General features: G+C 68.0%; 20 protein-coding genes. 11 read left to right on the forward strand and 9 right to left on the reverse strand.

Annotated features, from left to right (window positions below):
* Window positions 1–130 precede the first annotated feature (130 nt).
* The 3 genes from DAT37_RS44625 to DAT37_RS40510 all read right to left on the reverse strand — a co-directional run bounded on the left by DAT37_RS44625 (window position 131) and on the right by DAT37_RS40510 (window position 2,212).
* Complete coding sequence (locus DAT37_RS44625; RefSeq protein ID WP_157978951.1) at window positions 131–274, reverse strand: hypothetical protein; 144 nt, start codon at window positions 272–274, stop codon at window positions 131–133.
* Between the two features lie 202 nt (window positions 275–476).
* Entirely contained in the window at window positions 477–1,349 is an 873-nt protein-coding gene (locus DAT37_RS40505) for an aldo/keto reductase (RefSeq protein ID WP_109530244.1), read from the reverse strand.
* Between the two features lie 167 nt (window positions 1,350–1,516).
* The gene (locus tag DAT37_RS40510; RefSeq protein ID WP_109530373.1) at window positions 1,517–2,212 is read right to left on the reverse strand and encodes a type 1 glutamine amidotransferase domain-containing protein; all 696 of its coding nucleotides are present in this window, start codon (window positions 2,210–2,212) and stop codon (window positions 1,517–1,519) included.
* 168 nt (window positions 2,213–2,380) lie between these two features.
* Between DAT37_RS40510 and DAT37_RS40515 the strand changes: the two genes are divergently transcribed.
* Window positions 2,381–3,019 (forward strand): peptide deformylase, encoded by a 639-nt coding sequence (locus tag DAT37_RS40515; RefSeq protein ID WP_109530245.1) that lies wholly within the window; start codon window positions 2,381–2,383, stop codon window positions 3,017–3,019.
* Window positions 3,020–3,303: 284 nt separating this feature from the next.
* Window positions 3,304–4,209 carry an SGNH/GDSL hydrolase family protein gene (locus DAT37_RS40520; protein ID WP_109530246.1) on the forward strand — a complete coding sequence of 302 codons (906 nt, stop codon included), beginning with the start codon at window positions 3,304–3,306 and terminating at the stop codon, window positions 4,207–4,209.
* 12 nt (window positions 4,210–4,221) lie between these two features.
* Here DAT37_RS40520 and DAT37_RS40525 read toward each other — a convergent pair whose 3' ends face one another.
* Window positions 4,222–5,331 (reverse strand): acyl-CoA dehydrogenase family protein, encoded by a 1,110-nt coding sequence (locus DAT37_RS40525; RefSeq protein WP_109530247.1) that lies wholly within the window; start codon window positions 5,329–5,331, stop codon window positions 4,222–4,224.
* Window positions 5,332–5,685: 354 nt separating this feature from the next.
* On the opposite strand from DAT37_RS40525, the gene DAT37_RS40530 reads away from it, so the two are divergent.
* Complete coding sequence (locus DAT37_RS40530; protein ID WP_109530248.1) at window positions 5,686–6,360, forward strand: phosphate signaling complex PhoU family protein; 675 nt, start codon at window positions 5,686–5,688, stop codon at window positions 6,358–6,360.
* 29 nt (window positions 6,361–6,389) lie between these two features.
* On the opposite strand, the gene DAT37_RS40535 is transcribed toward DAT37_RS40530, so the two are convergent.
* The 5 genes from DAT37_RS40535 to DAT37_RS40555 all read right to left on the reverse strand — a co-directional run bounded on the left by DAT37_RS40535 (window position 6,390) and on the right by DAT37_RS40555 (window position 9,440).
* Window positions 6,390–7,604, reverse strand: a complete 1,215-nt coding sequence (locus DAT37_RS40535; protein ID WP_109530249.1) for a phospholipase D-like domain-containing protein — start codon at window positions 7,602–7,604, stop codon at window positions 6,390–6,392.
* A 196-nt stretch (window positions 7,605–7,800) separates the two neighbouring features.
* Window positions 7,801–8,058, reverse strand: coding sequence for a DUF4235 domain-containing protein (locus tag DAT37_RS40540; RefSeq protein WP_109530250.1), 258 nt, complete (start codon window positions 8,056–8,058; stop codon window positions 7,801–7,803).
* Window positions 8,055–8,453: a DUF3618 domain-containing protein gene (locus tag DAT37_RS40545; protein ID WP_109530251.1), complete on the reverse strand. Its 399-nt coding sequence runs from the start codon at window positions 8,451–8,453 to the stop codon at window positions 8,055–8,057. Before DAT37_RS40545 ends, DAT37_RS40540 begins: the two co-directional genes overlap by 4 nt.
* Window positions 8,450–8,863: a phage holin family protein gene (locus DAT37_RS40550; protein WP_109530252.1), complete on the reverse strand. Its 414-nt coding sequence runs from the start codon at window positions 8,861–8,863 to the stop codon at window positions 8,450–8,452. The genes DAT37_RS40545 and DAT37_RS40550 overlap by 4 nt, the downstream gene beginning before the upstream one ends.
* 388 nt (window positions 8,864–9,251) lie before the next feature.
* Window positions 9,252–9,440: a hypothetical protein gene (locus DAT37_RS40555; RefSeq protein WP_157978952.1), complete on the reverse strand. Its 189-nt coding sequence runs from the start codon at window positions 9,438–9,440 to the stop codon at window positions 9,252–9,254.
* A gap of 154 nt (window positions 9,441–9,594) precedes the next feature.
* Between DAT37_RS40555 and DAT37_RS40560 the strand changes: the two genes are divergently transcribed.
* The 8 genes from DAT37_RS40560 (at window position 9,595) to DAT37_RS40595 (ending at window position 19,044) form a co-directional block, all read left to right on the forward strand.
* The gene (locus DAT37_RS40560; protein WP_109530374.1) at window positions 9,595–10,437 is read left to right on the forward strand and encodes an RNA polymerase sigma factor SigF; all 843 of its coding nucleotides are present in this window, start codon (window positions 9,595–9,597) and stop codon (window positions 10,435–10,437) included.
* Between the two features lie 87 nt (window positions 10,438–10,524).
* A complete protein-coding gene (locus DAT37_RS40565) occupies window positions 10,525–11,523 on the forward strand; it encodes an iron-containing redox enzyme family protein (RefSeq protein ID WP_109530254.1) in 999 nt (332 codons plus the stop codon).
* Entirely contained in the window at window positions 11,516–12,196 is a 681-nt protein-coding gene (locus DAT37_RS40570; RefSeq protein ID WP_109530255.1) for a HemK2/MTQ2 family protein methyltransferase, read from the forward strand. The genes DAT37_RS40565 and DAT37_RS40570 overlap by 8 nt, the downstream gene beginning before the upstream one ends.
* A gap of 10 nt (window positions 12,197–12,206) precedes the next feature.
* Window positions 12,207–12,383 (forward strand): CDGSH iron-sulfur domain-containing protein, encoded by a 177-nt coding sequence (locus DAT37_RS40575; RefSeq protein WP_109530375.1) that lies wholly within the window; start codon window positions 12,207–12,209, stop codon window positions 12,381–12,383.
* A 111-nt stretch (window positions 12,384–12,494) separates the two neighbouring features.
* Window positions 12,495–13,241: an HAD family hydrolase gene (locus tag DAT37_RS40580; RefSeq protein ID WP_109530256.1), complete on the forward strand. Its 747-nt coding sequence runs from the start codon at window positions 12,495–12,497 to the stop codon at window positions 13,239–13,241.
* Window positions 13,238–15,583, forward strand: coding sequence for a glycoside hydrolase family 65 protein (locus DAT37_RS40585; RefSeq protein WP_109530257.1), 2,346 nt, complete (start codon window positions 13,238–13,240; stop codon window positions 15,581–15,583). Before DAT37_RS40580 ends, DAT37_RS40585 begins: the two co-directional genes overlap by 4 nt.
* Window positions 15,584–15,788: 205 nt before the next feature.
* Window positions 15,789–17,633: a glycoside hydrolase family 15 protein gene (locus tag DAT37_RS40590; RefSeq protein WP_109530258.1), complete on the forward strand. Its 1,845-nt coding sequence runs from the start codon at window positions 15,789–15,791 to the stop codon at window positions 17,631–17,633.
* A 4-nt stretch (window positions 17,634–17,637) separates the two neighbouring features.
* Window positions 17,638–19,044: an MFS transporter gene (locus DAT37_RS40595; protein WP_109530259.1), complete on the forward strand. Its 1,407-nt coding sequence runs from the start codon at window positions 17,638–17,640 to the stop codon at window positions 19,042–19,044.
* Window positions 19,045–19,258 lie beyond the last annotated feature (214 nt).

The raw sequence follows: 19,258 nt of genomic DNA on the forward strand, positions 1-19,258 counted from the left end.
TTCTATGCTGATCTCGGCCGTGAGACGTGGCGGCGTCCACGGCAAACGGGGAAGCGATCCGCCCGGTGACGCGACAGCGTTGCCGGGCGGATCACTTGTTCTCACGGGGATTATCGCGGGAAAACCGCGATCAGAGCAGTGCCAGTGCGATACTCACCGCCGCGATCAGCAGGATCCACACACCGAGCAGCAGCGGTGCGGGCACCGAGCGGGACGAGGCCCGATCATGTCTTTCGTGGTCGCGGCGAGTCGACCAGTGCGTACGGGTAACCATTCCGACGGTCCTCCAGAGTCGAATGCGCTTGCCACACAACGGCTACCCACACTCGGCCGATCAAACATCGCAGCGGCGATGTGCGCCGGGCCGGGAATCGCCTCGACCACCGGATCACCTCGCTCGAGGACGCCGACTGACCCGCCGCCACCTGGAGGGAATGGCACCGTGCCATTCCCTCCAGGTTCGGTGTCCGGACGGATCAGACCGCGTCGGCCAGGGCGGCGAATTGCTCGTCGGTGAGGGTGATCGCGGCAGCCGCGGTGTTCTCCTCGACGTGGGCGACCGACGAGGTGCCGGGAATGGGCAGCAGCACCGGTGAGCGGCGCAGCAGCCAGGCCAGCGCCAACTGCGACGGCGTCGCCTCGTGCTGCTTGGCGAAGGTGTCGAGCGGGCCGCCGGGACGGGCCAGTTCACCGGTCGCGATGGGGAACCACGGGATGAAGGCGATACCGTTCGTCTCCGCGTAGTCCAAGACGTCCTCGGCACGGCGGTTGGCCAGGTTGTACAGGTTCTGCACCGACACGATCTCCGCGATCTCGCGTGCCTGCGCGAGCTGTTCGACGCTCACCTCGGACAGGCCGATATGCCGGATCTTGCCCTCCTGCTGGAATTCCAGCAGCGCGCCGATCTGGTCGGCCAGAGGCACCTTCGCGTCGATCCGATGCAACTGATACAGGTCGATCCGGTCCAGGCCGAGGTGGCGCAGGCTCAATTCCAGTTGTTGACGCAGATATTCGGGCCGTCCGACCGGACGCCAGTCCCCCGGGCCCGACCGCGTCAACCCCGCCTTGGTCGCGATGACCAGATCGTCCGCGTACGGGTGCAGTGCCCGGCGGATCAGGTTCTCGCTGACGAACGGACCGTACGAATCGGCGGTATCGATGAAATTCACACCCAGTTCGACCGCGCGGCGAAGGACGCGCACGGCCTCGTCCGGATCGGCGGGATCGCCCCACACGCCGGGTCCGGTGATCTGCATGGCTCCGTAGCCGAGCCGGTTGACCGGAAGGTCACCGCCGAGAGCGAAGGTTCCGGAGGCGTCGGCGGGCCGGGTGGCGGTTTCGGTTGTCATAAACGTCATATCCTCTGCGGGAGTCGGCTCGACGAGACGGCGGGAACCGCTCTCGTCGGATAGGTCGGACATGCGGCACGCGATCGCGGCGTGCTGTCTGCCGCAACACCGCGACCGCGCCGGTCATTCCGCGCCACCGCCCTCCGGCACCCCGGACGAACCTCGGCTCAGCGCAGCGATTGCAGCATCAGCGCTGCCAGCGGGGCCGACGACGCGGGATTCTGTCCGGTGAAGAGATTGCGGTCGACCTGGACATTCGGCGCCCACGGCTCGCCCTCCTGCACCTGCACCCCCATCGCGACCAGCCGATCCTGAAGCAGCCACTTCGCCTTGTCCGCCAGACCCGCCTGCTTCTCCTCGGCATTGGTGAACGCGGCGACCCGATACCCGGCGAACGGCGAATGTCCCTCGGCGTCGACGGTCGCCAACAGCGCGGCAGGCGCGTGGCAGACGACACCCAACGGCGTACCCGAGGCCAGCGCGGCGCTGAGCAGCGCCCCGGAGGTGGTGTCCACGGCGAGATCTTCCATCGGTCCGTGTCCGCCCGGGTAGTAGACGGCCTCGTAATCGCCGAGAATCACCTCGTCGAGGCGGATCGGGTGGGCGAGTTCGGTGGCGGCCCGCAGCGTCGCGGCGATCTCCTCCGCCCGCTCGGGGCCGCCGTTGGCATCGGGTTCGAGACTGCCCAGGTCGACGGTGGGCACCACCCCCGCCGGTGTCGCCACCACGATCTCGTGCCCGGCGGCCTTGAACGCCCGGTACGGCGCCACCACCTCCTCGGCCCAGTACCCCGTCGGATGTTTGCTTCCGTCGGCCAGGGTCCAGTGGTCGGCACCGGTCATTACGAACAGGATCTTCGACATCATCAACCTCCGGATTCGGTTTCGTAGGCGGCGTCAAGGTCGGATCATCGTGGTGCTCCCGGTACCGGTATTCCACATTTCGACCGGTGAAACCCGGAGTTCCGGTTCGTCGGCCGCGAACGGCGTCCCGGAGTGTGGGGCGACCGGACCGATTGCGATGCTGTCGGCATGGCAATCTCGCTGGTCGACCTGGTGACGCGACTCCTCGACGACGACGGGCCGTTGCCCATCGTGCAGGCCGGCGACCCGGTGCTGCGCCGACGCGCCGTCCCCTTCGACGGACAACTCGACGACGGTCTTCTCGCCCGGCTGATCGCGGCCATGCGCGACACCATGCGCGCCGCGCCGGGAGTCGGACTGGCCGCGCCGCAGATCGGGGTCCCGTTGCGGATCGCCGTGATCGAGGATTCCGCGCAGGTGTCCGACGAGGTTCGCAGCGCGCGGGACCGGCGCGCCGTGCCGTTGCGGGTGCTGGTCAATCCGACATATTCGCCCGCTGGTGACGCCACCGTCGGCTTCTTCGAAGGTTGCTTGAGCGTGTCGGGATGGCAGGCGGTCGTCGCCCGGCACGCGGCGGTCCACCTCACCGCCCTCGATGAATCCGGCCGCGCCGTGGACGAGGTCGTCGAGGGATGGGCGGCGCGCATCGTGCAGCACGAGACCGATCATCTCGACGGAATCCTGTACCTGGACCGCGCCGAAACGCGATCGCTGTCCAGCAACGCCGCGATCGTCGACCGGTGGTCCCAGCCCACGCCGCACGAAGCCGCTGCCGCCCTGGGCTTTCCGCTGCCCGACCGACCGTGAGACACCGCCGGTGCGGGTGCGCGGTTGGAATCAGTGTGAGCCGACCTCTCGCTCCGGAGCGGATCGGGATGGTCGACTCGCAGGACAGCGCACCCGCGTTCTACGCTGGGCGTCCGATCTCGAGGAAGACCTGCTACACCGCGATGAGAAATATCCGATTCGGTACACCGCCCGCTGCCACGGTAACGACGCGGGCAGCCCGCGACGAACGTCGCGTCACGATCGGGACCATCGGCTAGCCGCGGCAGGTCGAGCAGGTACGGCGAGACACACGCGTTCCGATCATGAGAGAAACGGCCGGACGACTACTTCCGGGATTCGGGTTGATGACCGCCGCGCTGGCGCTGATCGTCAGCAGTTGCCCACGAACGGACGGGGCGATCGAGTACGTCGGAACCGACCGCGTCATCGAGTACGTCGCGATCGGCGATTCCCGGGCGGCGGCGCCGGACAAGGAGATCGGCTCCGGATTCGACGGTTGTGGGCGCAGCGCGACCGGCTATCCCGCCCGGATCGCCGACATGATCAGCCCCGGCTCCTTCGTCGATGTGACCTGCTCGGGCGCGACGTCGGAGAATCTGCTCCTCACCGCGCAGGTCACCACGAGTTCCGACGGTAATCGGCACCGCAGGGCACCCCAGATCTCCGCGTTGCGCCCGAGCACGACATTGGTGACGATCAGCATCGGCGGCAATGATCTGAACTGGTGGAACCTGATCTCGTCGTGCTTCCCGGCGGAACAGGGCATCGACGCCCGATGCCGATTCGACCCGGGCGTGCGCGCCCGCGTCGACCGCAAACTCGCCGAACTCGTCGGATGGATCGAAGCCGACCTCATCGCCGTCAGGGCGAAGGCTCCGAACGCCACGATCGTGGTGGTCGGGCACGGCGGCGTCTACGGGCGATACGGTTGCGGCTGCGCTGCCACCTTCGGCCCGGACGACGCCGCCTGGGTCGCCGACTTCTTCGCCCGGATCGACGACGTGCTGCGCGGCCGAGCCCTGGCGCACAACGCCCGGTTCGTCGACGTGCGCAATGCCGCCGCCGGGCACGAGGCGTGCGCGCCACGGGAGAGCCGGTGGTTCGAAGGGAACTACTCCACCGACACGACACCGGATCGGCACCCGACTCCCACCGGGAGCGGCGCGATCGCCGAACTGGTGCTGGACGAGATCAACCGGAGACCGTAGACGGGACCGCGTTCAGCTCGCCAGTCGGGCGAGCTGGGCTCGGCGGACGTCGGGGGTCTGGCCCTGGACCAGGATGAACAGGGCCGAGCGCGCGTGCAATTGGGCGGTGTCGTCGCCCGCGAGTCCGCGGCCGGACCTGGCGATGAGCAGGGCGCGGGTGATGGCGGACAGCGCTTCCCCGCTGGCGACCTTGGTGGCGAGGCGCTCCTCGATTCGGTACGGACCGCCGCCGTTCACCCGTGCCTCGTCGGTCAATGCGTAGGCCGTGGCACGGATCCGAGCGATGCGCGGCCGCCAGATCGCGGCGACTTCCGCGGCTTCGGGTTGCCCTGTCGACTCGAGTTCGCCCAGTACCGTTTCGGCCAGACCGAAATGGTGCGAGCGGGCATCGCTCGCCACCCCGAGATCGACGAAACGCGCTCGCTCCAAAGTCTCCTTCGTGAGCACGTTCTCGTCGGGTACGAAGACATCCTCTAGGCGGACCCGCGCCGTTCGGCTGCCGCCGACGGCGCCCAGTTCGAGCGGCCCCGGACTGCTGACACGTTCGTCGACCGGGACGAGCGCGGTGACGACGGTCTCGGTGTCCTTGTCCACGGCGGCGATGGTCAGCACCGAGTTCAGACCCCAGCCGCTGACCCAGGACACCGTGCCGTCGAATATCCAACCGCCCTCGGTCTCGCGCGCCGCGATGTAGTGGTCGGGGAAGCGCCGCACGTCGCTCACGCCCGCGCCGAGCAGAAGTTCTCCGCGCAGAATCCGGCGGGCGAGCGCGGAGACCGGCGCGCCTGCCGCCGTGGTCTCCACCATCCGCTGCGACAGCGACGCGTGCTGGGCCCAGACCAGCCACGTGTTGAAGCAGGCGCCCGCGATGATCTCGTGCACGCGACGATCGACGGCGCGGTCCACGCCCGCGCCGCCGTATTCCGGTGCGGCCGCGTGATTGAGCAGACCCAGAGCGGCGAGTTCGCCGACGCGCTGCTCCGCGACGCCGTCCCGGTCGGTCACCAATGCTCGCGGCCGCAGTCGCGTCTCGGCGTATTCGCGCACCTTCGCGACGAAGGGATGTCGGTCCGCGGCCGTCACCGCCGCGGCCGGACCGGTCGCTGTTTCCACCGCTGTCATTGCGCACCTTCCGTACTGCCACCGGGACACGAGCCCGTGCGCAGCGCGACGATCATCCGAACAACGAAATTATCGGCCCGCACCGACGCGACGAGCCGTAGGAGCCGGTGGCGTTCGCACCCTCGAAACAGGCTCTCACAAGGTCTTATTCGTCCCGGATCGACATAAATTCCGACCGATTCCAGCGCCGCGGGAGTGATCGTCGCGCACCGCCGCCGGATCGGAACTCCGCGTCACACGACGACCCGGTCCGCCCTCACCCGCGAGCGGCGAATCGGGGTTCGCGAGGCCGAGCCGTCACCGCGACCCGGGTGCGACCGACGCCCGTTGCGAGGCAGGGGCAGGATAGGGGGTATGCGGACAGAGTTCCACGACAACCTCGATCACCTCGCCGGGCAGCTACAGGTGATGTGTCGACGCGACCGTGACGCTGTCGCCGTCGCGACCGACGCCCTGCTCGCGGCCGATGTCGGGTTGGCCGAGCAGGCGCTGGATCTGTGCGGCGATCTCGACGTGCTCCGCGACCGGATCGAGACGACGGCCGTGTCGCTGCTGGCGTTGCAGGCACCCGTCGCGGGTGAATTGCGCCAGGTGGTCACCGCGATCCAGCTCGCCGGACATCTGACCCGGATGGGCGTCCTGACCGGACATATCGCCGATATAGCCCGTCGCAGGCACCCGCTCCCCGCTATCCCGGAGCCGGTGCACCCGATCGTGGCGGGGATGGGCGCGGCCGCGGTCACCATCGCCGACGGCGCCATCGAAGTGCTCGGCTCCGGTGATCCGCACGAAGCGGCCGCACTCGATGACCAGGACGATGTCATGGACGGCCTGCAACACGACCTGCTGACCGCCGTTCTCGCCCCGGAGTGGACCGAGGGGATCTCCGCCGCCGTCGACCTCACCCTCATCAGCCGCTACTACGAACGCTTCGCCGACAATGCCGTCGAGGTGGGGCGTCGCACCATTTTCATGGCGACCGGACAGACCCCCGAGACCTGGCGATCGGAGAAGGCCGACCGACAGTGATCGGCCGACCTGCGTTCGCGCGAGTCACCTCACAGGAAGCGGCGGATCGGCACCACGGCCGCTTCGCGCGCCCGCTGCATCAGTGAACGCCGCTTCCAGCGTCCTTCACCGATGGGTTCGCTGACCGCGGCGTCGGCGTCGAAATCCGCGTCCAGTGTCGCGGTGAATTCCTCGTCGAGTACCGCCAGCATGATCTCCTCGTCGTGGTCGAGGGAGCGCCGGTTGAAATTGGTCGATCCGACGAGCGCGGCGATACCGTCGACGGTGATGATCTTGGCGTGCATCATGGTCGGCTGATATTGCAGGATGCGCACACCGCAGGCCAGCAGATCCTCGTAGAAGTTCTGACCGGCCAGTTGGCAGACGCGTTTATCCGTATGCGGCCCCGGCAGCAGGATCTCGACCTCCACGCCCCGACGCGCGGCGGCACACAGCAATTCGACGAAATAGGCGTCCGGGGAGAAGTAGGCCGTCGCCAACCGGAACCGCTGTTCGGCCGATTCGATCACGACCCGCAACAGCGTCTGCATGTCCTGCCAGCCGAAACTCGCAGAACCGCGCACCACCTGGACGACGGCTCCGCCCGTGCTCTCGTGACCGGCGAAACGGTCGTTGTCGTCGAACAGGTCGTCGTGGCATTCGGCCCAGTTCTGCGCGAAGGCCGCGGCGACACCGTCGACGGCCGGGCCCTGGATCCGAACGTGGGTGTCGCGCCAGTGGTTTTCGTCCTGCGCGTTGCCGCTCCATTCCTCGGCGATGCCGACGCCGCCGGTGAACGCCACCCGCTCGTCCACGACGAGCACCTTGCGGTGGCAGCGGTGATTCTGTTTGAGCGGCGACAGATACAGCGGTTTACGGAACCAGGCGACCTGCACGCCTGCCTGATCCATATCCTCCAGCAGATCCTTCTCGATGAGTCTGCTGCCGAAACCGTCCAACAGCAGTCGCACCCGGATTCCCGCGCGAGCGCGTTCGGCGAGCGCGTGCGCGAACTGCCGCGCGATATCGCCCTGCCAGTACACGAAGGTCATCATGTCGACGGTGTGCTCGGCCGAACGGATGGCGTCGAGCATCGCCGGAAAGATCTCGTCCCCGTTGCGCAGCGCGACCAGCGCGTTGCCCTCGGTCGCCGCGATACCGATGAGCCGTTCCAGCCGCCGCCGAAGACGTGCGGCGCGAGCCGAGGCGATTTCCGGTTCCGACACCGACGCAACCGAATTCGATACTTCCGCAATGCTGGTCATGCTGTCTCCTCCGCCGGTGCGCTCGTTCCGATCCGGCAGGCCCGATCGTGCACGGGCCGCATGTGCGCACCGACTGTCACCACTGATCCGGACCGGCCCGGGAGAACATTCCCCGCCTACCGCCACTCAAACGAGCGATACGCGCCACACGCGCCACACGCGGTGCGTGCGGCGCGGTTTCCGATGGGGGTGTGACCTATTCCGGCCAGGTACCGGTCAGGGACTGATATCCGGCCGCGCCGGCCCGGTCGACGGCGGCTTTGACCAGCCCGAAAATGGCGCCCTGCACGGCGGCCGCGATCAGGACCTCACGCCATCCGTAATCCTTCGCGGTCGCGGTGGGGGCGTGATCCGCGCCGGTCGCCGAGCGCCACACCCGGCTGAAGGCCGCGTTGGCGATCACGCCCCCGAGCACACCGACGATCATTCCCAGCGGTTTGTACAGGGTTTTCATCGTTGCCGCCCGCGCAGCACCCACCAGGCCGCCAGTCCGCCCGCCACCGCCGCGACCGCGACCAGGGGGACCGGTCGGCGTCGGGCGACCTCGGCGGCCTGCCGACCCCGCTCGACCACGGGCTCCGGTGTCGCCGACTCGACCTTGTCGGCCAGCTGCCTGGCCTGCTCCGCCGCCTGGTGCGCGCGCTCTTCGGCCTTGTGTCCGGCGTCGGCGGCCGTCGTGCGCGCGGCGTCGGCCACCCCGTGCAGTTTCTTCTTCGCCTGCGCCTGCACGTCGAGTTTGTCGGTCAGCTCCGAGACGGTCTGTCCCAGTTCCTCCCGCAGGTGATCGCGATCGGCCCGCAGTGCCTCCTGCTCGGCCGGGATGCCGCCGGGACGCGTTTCGTCACTCACTGGTTTCTCCCCTCTTTGACGGTTCGGATGTCTGCTTCGACGCCTGCAATCGCCTCGCTGGGCACTGGCGGACTCGCCTGCTGTACGTCTTTCTTGCCCGCCAACGCCAGCAGCGCGCCCGCGACGAGCAGTACCGCGCCGACGATCGACGCGGCGGCCCAGCCCGGCACCGCGAGCGCCAGGGCGAGCACGACCGCGGCGACGAGGGCGCCGCCGCCGTACCAGGCCAGTAGCGCCCCGGCGCCTGCCAGTCCCGCGCCGCGTCCGAAACGTTGCCCCTTGGTTCGCATTTCGAGTCCGGCCAGCCGGATCTCGTCACGCACCAGTCCGGTGATCTGAGCACTCGCGTCCTCGACCAGTTCGGTGACCGATCGGGACTGCGCGGACGGCACATTCTCGGTGTCCGTCATCGTGATACCTCCTTCGTTCCGATGCCTGGACATGGGAGGTGTTCGGCAGCGGCGTCGCCACACCTGCGCGTCACCTCTCGATCGAGAGGGCGATACCCGGACCCGGGCCCGGCAAACGCAGTGATCAGCTCCGTCCGACCGGATGGCCGGACGGAGCCGAGGCGGTAGTCGCGCACGCCCCCGAGCAGGATGGGCCGTGTCGACTCCACCGGAGAGTGGGCGTTGTCGGCAGTACTCCCACTCATCAGAGATCTACCCCGTTGAGAGAGCAACTAATCGGCTATTTCCGATTCGATCCGTCTGATCAGCGATTATTCTTCTCGAATACCGCAGCAGACCGTAAAAACCTCGGTCCGGCGACCATCGATGAGACGGAGGGCGGTTCTTCTCAGATCAGGAAACCCAGCGCCATCGCGAGGCCGACGGTGATCCCGAAGGCGACGACGACCGGCCCGAGCACGGAGGTGGTCATCAGCCCGACGCCGATGCTCGACAACGCGATGATCGAGCCGAGGAGCCAGCTCGCACCGGTGGCGAGACGCGAGGGGCCGGTGGAGTTGGTGGGTTTCACAGCCATGCGGTTCGTATCCCCCGCGAACACGGATCCAAACACGGCCCGATCGGCCGGTGAGAGTGGCCGAGATCTCACCGGGTCGCACCGTTTGATCCTCGGGGATCGGGGTAGCCGGGGATCCAGCCCGACCCCCGCGGTGGAAACGAGGAACGCCCTGATGACTGCCTCCACGAACGACACCGAACACCCCCGGACCTCCCGGTCCGTCGGTGACAGCTACGACAATATCGAGCCCTGGTTCGACAAACTGGCGGCACTCGACCCCACCGATCCCGAGCACGCGCGGACCCGCGCCCACATCATCGACCTGTGCCTCCCGCTGGCCGCGAACATCGCCCGCAAGTTCAACAACCGCGGCGAAGCACTCGACGATCTGCTCCAGATCGCCCGCGTCGGACTGGTCCTCGCCGTCGACCGCTACGACACCGCGCACGGCGCGTCGTTCCTGTCTTTCGCCATCCCCACGATCATGGGCGAAGTCCGTCGCTACTTCCGCGACCACACCTGGTCCGTCCGTGTCCCCCGCGCGACCAAGGAACTCCAGCAGCGGCTCGGGCCGGTCACCGAGACCCTCACCCAACGCCTCGGCCGCGGTCCCACCGCCCGCGAGATCGCCGCCGAACTCGACGTCGAGGTCACCGAGGTCACCCGGGCATTGATCGCCCGCAACGCCTACCGCGCCAACTCGCTCGACAACACCGGAGGCCAGGACGACGACGTCTCCGCCGCCAGCGTCCTGGACACCCTCGGCGCACACGAGCCCTCCTACCGGCTCATCGAGGACCGCATGGCGGTACGTCCGCTGCTCGCCGCCCTTCCCGAACACGAGCGTCAGATCCTCGCGTGGCGATTCTTCGACCAACTCACCCAGGCCCAGATCGCCGAGCGCATCGGCGTCTCCCAGATGCAGGTCTCACGGATCCTCAACCGCGTCCTGAGCGGCCTGCGCGAACAGGCCCTCGCCGAATCGCCGACGAACCGTAAAGCGGCGACAGCGTGAGGTACGGCACCCTTACCGCGGTTTCGCGATGAGTGCCCGGGGTATCACGCAGAAACCTTGATCAACTTCGAACCGCAGGGATGTGCCATGACGATCGCCGTTCCTCCGACACGAACGCGATTCGCCCAGCGGGGCGAACTGTCCGGCGCCGTCATCGATGCGCTCGGCCGGTCACCGGGTTCCCCGCTGCCCGGGCTCGGTTCGGTCGACCCTTTCGGCGATGACCTGCACTTGGCGCTGCACACCTGTTACGAGTTGCACTACCAGGGATTTCCCGAGGTCGATCCCGGGTGGGAATGGGATCCGGGGCTGCTGACGCTGCGCGCGGAGATGGAGCGGGTGTTCCTCGACGCCCTGCGCGAGGCCGTCCCCGGCGGTGACGATCTGGACACCGAACTCGAACGTTTGCTGGTCGTCCCCGACGAGCCTTCCGGGACCGGCGCCTACCTGCTCGACGAAGGTCACTGGTGGCAGGTCCGCGAATATTTCCTGCACCGGTCGATCTACCACCACAAAGAGGCCGATCCCTACGCGTGGATGATCCCGCGATTGCGCGGGCAGGCCAAGGCCTCGCTGGTCGCGGTGGAATTCGACGAGTTCGGCGGCGGGCGCGGCGACCGCGTCCACGCGCAGCTGTACGCCGATCTGCTGGCGGGCGCGGGTCTGAACCCCGACTATCTGCACTACCTCGATGTGGTCGGCGCGCCGATGCTCGCGCTGGTCGACATGATGTCGCTGTTCGGCCTGCATCGCCGCCATCGCGGCGCCCTGGTCGGGCATCTGGCCGCGGTCGAGATCACCTCGCCGCCGGGAGCTCGGCGCATGGTGGACACCCTGCGTCGATTCGACGCCGACCCCGCGTGCATCCGTTTCTACACCGAGCACGTCGAAGCCGACGCCGTCCACGAACAGGTGATGCGCCACGGCGTCATCGCCGACCTGCTGGTGCAGGAACCGGAGCAACGCGCCGCGATGGTATTCGGCATCCAGGTGACGAATCTGCTCGAGGATCGGTTTGCCGAATATATGCTGGATGCTTGGCGAGCCGGTCGCAGCTCGCTGCGTGAAGGGGCGGCCGATGCATAACCCGCTGCGAATCCCGCACCGAGTCCTGCTTCGTCCGCCGGGGGTCTACCCACCACAGGCCGACACCTGGCTGCTCGCCCGCGCCCTGGTCGAAGCCGGAATCCCACGCGGCGCGCACGCACTCGACGTCTTCACCGGCACCGGCGCACTCGCCATCGCCGCCGCCCGCATCGGCGCCGCGACGGTCACCGCCGTCGACATCTCCCGCCGAGCCGCCGCGGCCGCCTGGCTCAACCTGCGCCTGCGCGGCGTCGCCGCCGAAGTCCACTGTGGAGACTTCGCCTCGGTATTCGGACACCACCACTACGACCTCGTCGTCGCGAACCCTCCGTATGTCCCCGCGCCGAACGACACCGCCGTCGGCCGGGCCCGCGCCTGGGACGCCGGCGCGGACGGACGCGCGATCCTGGACCGGCTCTGCGACCTCGTCCCCGCCGCGCTCGCCCCACGCGGCACCGCCCTGATCGTGCATTCGGCCCTGTCCGATCCCGGCCGCACCCTGGACACCCTGCGCGAACACGGATTGAAGGCCGCGGTCGTCGCCCGCGCGACCGTTCCGTTCGGACCGGTACTGCGGGCCCGCGCGGCCTGGTTGACCGAAACCGAACGCATCGACCCGAGCGACGACACCGAGGATCTGGTGGTGATCCGTGGTGACCGCATCCGGCGATGATCCCCCACGAATGACCTTCACCGACGACGGCCCCGCCCTCGTCGAAGGCCCGATCGACCTGGTCACCGCCGACGGTCGCACCATCCACTGCGACCGATTCATGGTCGCGATCTGCCTGTGCCGCCGGTCGAAGAACTATCCGCTCTGCGACACGAGCCACCGTCACCGCGAGCGCCACCTCGAATGAGGCGCCACCGTATCCACCGTGGCCGGATGGCGGTGCAGGGGTTGGACTTCGGAGTTTCGGGTATCGCGGTGACATGGTCGTTTCCGTGGTGACGGGGGTATCGGCGTGGTGATGGGATTGCCGGATTCGGTGACAGCGGTGCTGTTCGATCTCGACGGGGTGCTGACCAGTACTGCCGTACTACATCGGCGCGCGTGGAAGCAGGTCTTCGACAGTTATCTGGCCGACCACGCGGGGCCGGATGAACGGCCGTTCGACGAGCGCGACTACCTGGAGTACGTGGACGGTCGCCCCCGCCAGGAAGGTGTGCGCGCCTTCCTGGTATCGCGCGACATCACCCTGCCGGACGGCGATCCCGGCGATCCCGGCGACCCGGCCGACGCGCTGACCGTGTACGGGTTGGGAAACCGCAAGAACCAGGTGTTGCTCGCGATCATCGAGAACGAAGGGGTACAGGCGTATCCGGGATCGGTGGCCTACGTCCGCGCGGTTCGTGATCAGGGGCTGCGAGTCGGTGTGGTGACATCGTCGACGAACGCCGAGGCGGTCCTCGCCGCGACCGGGCTCGACCGATTCGTCGATGTCCGCGTGGACGGCGCGACGATCGCCGCCCGCGGGCTGCGCGGCAAACCCGAGCCGGATTCCTTCCTCGCGGCCGCCGAGCAGCTCGGGGTTCGACCCGAGCACGCCGCGGTGTTCGAGGACGCCATCTCGGGGGTGCGCGCGGGCCGCGCCGGTCGGTTCGGCTATGTCGTCGGGGTCGACCGCGTGCGCGATTCCGAACACGCGCGGGCACTGCTCGAGGTGGGCGCGGATATCGTGATTCCCGACCTGTCGAGTTTGCGGGCGACCCGATGAGCGCGCACAGCCAGGGATTCGAGATCGACGATTGGCAATTGCGTTGGCGCGGGCTCGATCTGACCGCGCTGCCACGCACGGAGTCGATCTTCGCCCTGTCCAACGGCCATATCGGATTGCGCGGCGGGCTAGAGGAGGGCGAACCGGTCGACACACCGGGCACCTACCTCAACGGGTTCTACGAGAAGCGGCAGTTCCCGCACGCGGAGTCCGGATACGGGTATCCCGAGCACGCCCAATCGCTGGTCAATGTCACCAACGGCAAGATCATCCGGCTCTTCGTCGAGGACGAGCCGGTGGATGTCCGCTACGGCGAGACCGCCGAGCACGACCGGGTGCTCGACTTCCGATCCGGCACGCTGCGCCGCAACACCGTGTGGACCTCACCGACCGGACGGCGGGTGCGCATCCGCAGCGAACGACTGGTGTCGTTCACCGAGCGCGCACTCGCGGTCATCCGCTACGAGGTGGAACCGCTCGACGACGATCTGGATCTGGTCCTCCAATCGGATCTGCTCACCAACGAACCGATCGCGGCCCCCGGCCGCGACCCCCGGCTGGCCGCCGCGCTCGATCGGCCGCTGATCGCCGATCTCGCTGTGACGCGGAACTATTCGGCGCTGCTGGCGCACCACACCGCCGCCTCCGGCCTGCGTATGGCGGCGGGTATGGACCACGAACTCGAGGCGCACCGCACCCCGCGCTGCGATATCCACGCCGAGGACGATCTCGCGCGGCTGACTCTCGCGGTGGATGTGGCCAAGGGCGATCGTCTGCGCCTGACCAAATATCTCGGCTACGGATGGTCGAGTCAGCGTTCGACACCGGCGCTGCGCGCCCAGGTCGACGCCGCACTCGCCGCCGGTATGGAAACCGGATGGGACGAACTGCTCGAGCGTCAGCGCGCGTACCTGGACAAATTCTGGGCCAACGCCGATATCGAGATCGACGGCGATCCCGAGATGCAGCAGGCGATCAGGTTCGCGTTGTTCCATGTCCTCCAGGCGGGCGCGCGCGGCGAGACACGCGCGATTCCGGCGAAGGGACTGACCGGCCCCGGCTACGACGGGCATTCGTTCTGGGACACCGAGATATTCGTCCTTCCCGTGCTGACCCACACGATGCCGATGGCGGCACGCGATGCCCTGCGCTGGCGGCATTCGACCCTCGACCAGGCGCGCAGGCGCGCGCACGAACTGCGCCAGTCCGGCGCCATGTTCCCGTGGCGTTCGATCAACGGCGAGGAAGGTTCGGGCTACTGGCCCGCCGGAACCGCCGCCGTGCACGTGTCGGCCGATATCGCCCACGCGACCGTCCGGTACCTGGCGGCGACCGGCGACGAGCATTTCGAGACCGAGGCGGGCGCCGAACTGCTGGTCGAGACGGCGCGGATGTGGGCGAGCCTGGGCCACCACGACAGCAACGCGACATTCCGGATCGACGGCGTGACGGGTCCCGACGAGTATTCCGCGCTGGCCGACAACAACATCTACACCAATGTGATGGCCAGGCAGAACATGCGCGAGGCCGCCGAAACCTGTTCGCGGCGAACTGATCTCGCCGAACGTCTCGGGGTCGGCGCGGACGAGATCGCCCGCTGGCGCGAATGCGCCGAGGAAATGGCGATGCCCTACAACGAGGAATTGCGGGTCCACGAGCAGTCCGAAGGGTTCACCCGGCACGCGCGGTGGGATTTCGAGGCCACACCCGCCGACCACTATCCGCTGTTGCTGCACTACCCGTACTTCGACCTCTACCGCAGGCAGGTCGTCAAACAGGCCGATCTCACGCTGGCCATGTACCTGTGCCCCGACGAGTTCACCGACGAGCAGAAGGCCCGCAACTTCGAGTACTACGAAGGGTTGACCGTGCGCGACTCCTCCCTCTCGGCGAGCGCGCAGGCCATCATGGCGGCCGAGGTGGGCCATCTGGATCTGGCCTACGACTATTTCGTCGAGGCGGGTCTCACCGATCTGCACGATCTGCACGACAATGTCGCGGGCGGGCTGCATATCGCCTCGCTCGCGGGAACCTGGTTGAGTTGCGTCGCCGGATTCGGCGGTATGCGCGTGCACCGCGACGGCGCGACCTTCGCGCCCAGACTGCCCGCCGCGCTCGACAAGCTGACATTCCGCATTCTGTGGCGCGAGAGCCGGATCTCGGTCGAGGTCACCGCCGACAAGGCCACCTACCGACTGCTCGCGGGCGACCCCGTCACGCTCGGCCACCACGGCCACCGATTCACCCTCGCCGACGATCCGGTCGTGCGGGAGATACCGGAGCACACGCCGCCGACGCCGCCGCGGATCCCCGCGGGGCGCCCGCCCTACCGACGCGGCTGACCTGCCGCCCGGACAGCACTCCGGTCCCGCACCACCACGAGATTCACCCGTTCCGGATGACGCCGCGCCGCGCGCCGAATGTTTCGCTGGAACCGACTCACCGCGCCCGCTCCGGCCGACGGGGTCCGAGACGAGCCGGGTGCGGACGGATCAGGCCGCGCCGGTCTGAATCCGTCGCCGGATCTTCCCGAACAGAGGAGTACTCGTGAGCGAGTATCCACCGATCGCCGAGCACGGTATCGTCGGCGATCTCCAGACGGCGGCGCTGGTGTCCTCGGCGGGCACTATCGACTGGTGGTGTGCCCCGCGATTCGACTCACCGAGCGTCTTCGCCTCGCTGCTGGACAGCGAACGTGGCGGATACTGCCGGATCGCGGTCGATTCCACCACCAATCATGTGACGGTCCGGCAGCTCTACCTCTCGGATACCGCGATCCTCGTGACCCGCTTCGCCGGCCCGGACGGCGTCGGTGAGGTCGCCGACTTCATGGATCCGATCCCGGCCCGGGAACCCACCGATCGCCACCGACTGGTCCGGGTCGTGCGCGTGGTGCGCGGAACACTGACGTTCGCCCTCGCGTGCCGTCCGAGGTTCGACTACGGACGCGCCACCCACACCGTGGACCGCGCCGACGACCACACCGCCGTATTCCGCTCCCCCGAGGCCGATCTACACCTCCAGGTGACCGACGCCGTCACCCTCGAGCCGGACGGCGACGACATGACCGCCCTGTTCACGCTGTCGGCGGGCGAGATCGCGGTCGTCGTGCTGACCACCACGGCGAGCGGTGGTCCGGTCGACGCCGGACCGACGACCGAGGCGGTCACCGAGGAATTCGAGCGGTGCCGCGCCTTCTGGCAGACCTGGCTGCGCTCGTCCACCTATCGCGGGCGCTGGCGCGACATGGTCAACCGTTCGGCGATCACGCTCAAACTGCTCACCTACGCCCCCACCGGGGCACCGATCGCCGCGGCCACCATGGGGTTGCCCGAGCAACTGGGCGGCGAACGCAACTGGGACTACCGCTACACCTGGATCCGCGACGCCTCGCTGTCGGTGCGGGCGCTGATCGATCTCGGTTTCACCGAGGAGGCCTTCGCGTTCCGCCGCTGGCTGCGCGACCGTTTGGAAGCCGGGGGCGCGGCGTCCGGCGAGCCGCTACAGATCATGTATCGCATCGACGGCGACCCGCATCTGGAAGAGGAGATCCTCGACCATCTGGAGGGGTACCGGGGATCGGCGCCGGTGCGGGTCGGCAACGGCGCGGCCGACCAGATCCAGCTCGACATCTACGGTGAGGCGGCCGACGCCCTGGCATTGGCCTCCGATATCGGCGGCATCGCGGGGTGGCGGACCTTCGCGGGCCTGACCGACTGGCTCGCCGACAATTGGGACCGTCCCGACGAGGGCATCTGGGAAACGCGCGGCGGCAAGCAGGAATTCACCTACAGCAGGCTCATGACGTGGGTGGCGTTCGAACGCGGTATCCGCCTGGCCACCGCGAACGCCCGCCCGGCCGACATCACCCGGTGGACGCGCGAACGAGACGCGGTATTCGAACAGATACTCGACAGGGGCTGGAGCGCGAAACGGCAGGCCTTCGTCCAGCACTACGCGACCGACGTGCTCGACGCCTCGCTGCTGCTCATGCCGCGCATGGGTTTCCTGTCGCCGACCGATCCGATGTGGCTGAGCACTCTCGACGCGATGGACGACGAACTGGTCAGCGACAGCCTGGTCTACCGATACGACCCCGAGGCCTCCCCCGACGGCTTGGAAGGGGTGGAGGGCACCTTCAACCTGTGCAGTTTCCTCTACGTGGAAGCGCTCGCCCGCGCCGGACGATTACAGCAGGCCCGCTATGCCTTCGACAAAATGCTCACCTACGCCAACCATGTCGGACTCTTCGCCGAGGAGATCGGCCCCTCCGGTGAGCAACTGGGCAACTTCCCCCAGGCATTCACCCACCTGGCGCTGGTGGCCGCCGCCATCGCCCTGGACGACGAACTCGATCGCGCCGAGGCCGCCTCCGCGCCGTCGACCGACTGATCCGATGGCACCGCCGACCGGTTCCGCGGCGACGAGCGCCCCGCGCGGGGTGCTCGTTCCGCTCGCGCTCGCACAGTTCATCTGTAGCTTCGCGGGCTCGAACATGAATGTGATGATCAACGACATCAGCGCCGACCTGGACACCACCGTGCAGGGCGTCCAGGTGGCGATCACGATCTTCCTGCTGGTCATGGCCGCGCTGATGATCCCGGGCGGCAAACTCACCGACCGATACGGTCGCAGGCGTTGCTTCCAGGCGGGTCTGCTGATCTACGGTATCGGCGCCCTGTTGAGCGCGGCGGCGCCCGGACTCGGCATCCTGATCCTCGGCAATTCGATACTCGAGGGTGTCGGGACCGCACTGCTCATCCCACCGGTCTACATTCTGACAACGCTGCTCTTCACCGAAACAGCTTCCCGAGCACGAGCATTCGGCGTCATCATGGCCATGGGCGGTATCGGCGCGGCGGCGGGACCACTGATCGGCGGACTGATCACCACGGCGCTGAGCTGGCGGGCGGCCTTCCTTTTCCAGGCGCTCGTCGTACTGTGCATCGCCGTACTCGGCCGCCGCGTCGATGACCCGCTGCCACCGGACCCCACCCGCCCTTTCGACGTCATGGGCGCCATACTGTCGGCGGTGGGGCTGACACTCGTCGTGCTGGGTATTCAGCTCGCCGACAACGATATTCGACTCATGGTCGCCACGATCGCGTTCGGCGCGGTGGTCCTGGCGTGCTTCGTGGGGCATATCCGCGCGCGGGAGCGGGCCGGGCGCGAACCGCTCATCGCCACGAGGATGTTCACCGACCGCGTCGCGAACCTGGGCCTGGTCACCCAGCTGGCCCAATGGCTTCTGCTGATGGGGACATCGTTCGTGGTGGCCGCTTACCTCCAGGTCGTGCGCGGGTACAACGCCGTCGAAACCGGCGTGATCTTCACCGCCGCGACGTTGGGACTGCTCACGACCTCGCTGGCCGCCGCACGTCTGGCACGCCGACATCCCCAGCGGACCCTGATCCGCACCGGCTTCCTCGTCGGCATTCTCGGCGTCGCGATACTGCTGACGCTGGCCGACCGTTCGCTGTCGCCATGGGCATTCGCACCGGGACTACTGCTGATCGGACTCGGACTCGGACTCATGCTCACCCCGTCGGTCACCGTGGTGCAGTCCAGCTTCGGCGAGGACGAGCAGGGCGAGATCTCCGGCCTGTCGCGCAGCGCGTCGAATCTGGGCTCGTCGCTGGGCACCGCCGTGGCGGGCACCATCCTCGTCGCGAATCTCACCGGCCACGCCTACGCCGACGCGATGGTCACACTGGCCGGTGTCGGTCTCGCCGGTTTTCTCGCCGCGACGTTTCTCCCGCACCGGGTCATCGCCGACAACGACTCCGGCCCGGGAGCCCGGTGAGGCCGACATCGGCTCGGCACCGTGGTCCGACCGGGCGCCGCCCGCCGTGATGAATTCGAAACGCCATGTCGATCCCGGTATCCCCGACCTCGCATAGGCTCGAGCCGGACACCGACCGGTCTTTTTTACCGGGCAATTTTCCGGTAAACTTCGATCACTTCGACAGACCACTGGAATGCAGCATCCGATCCCCCGGTTGCGGAACCCTTGCATG

The organism is Nocardia aurea, assembly GCF_003123685.1.
Taxonomy (GTDB): domain Bacteria; phylum Actinomycetota; class Actinomycetes; order Mycobacteriales; family Mycobacteriaceae; genus Nocardia; species Nocardia aurea.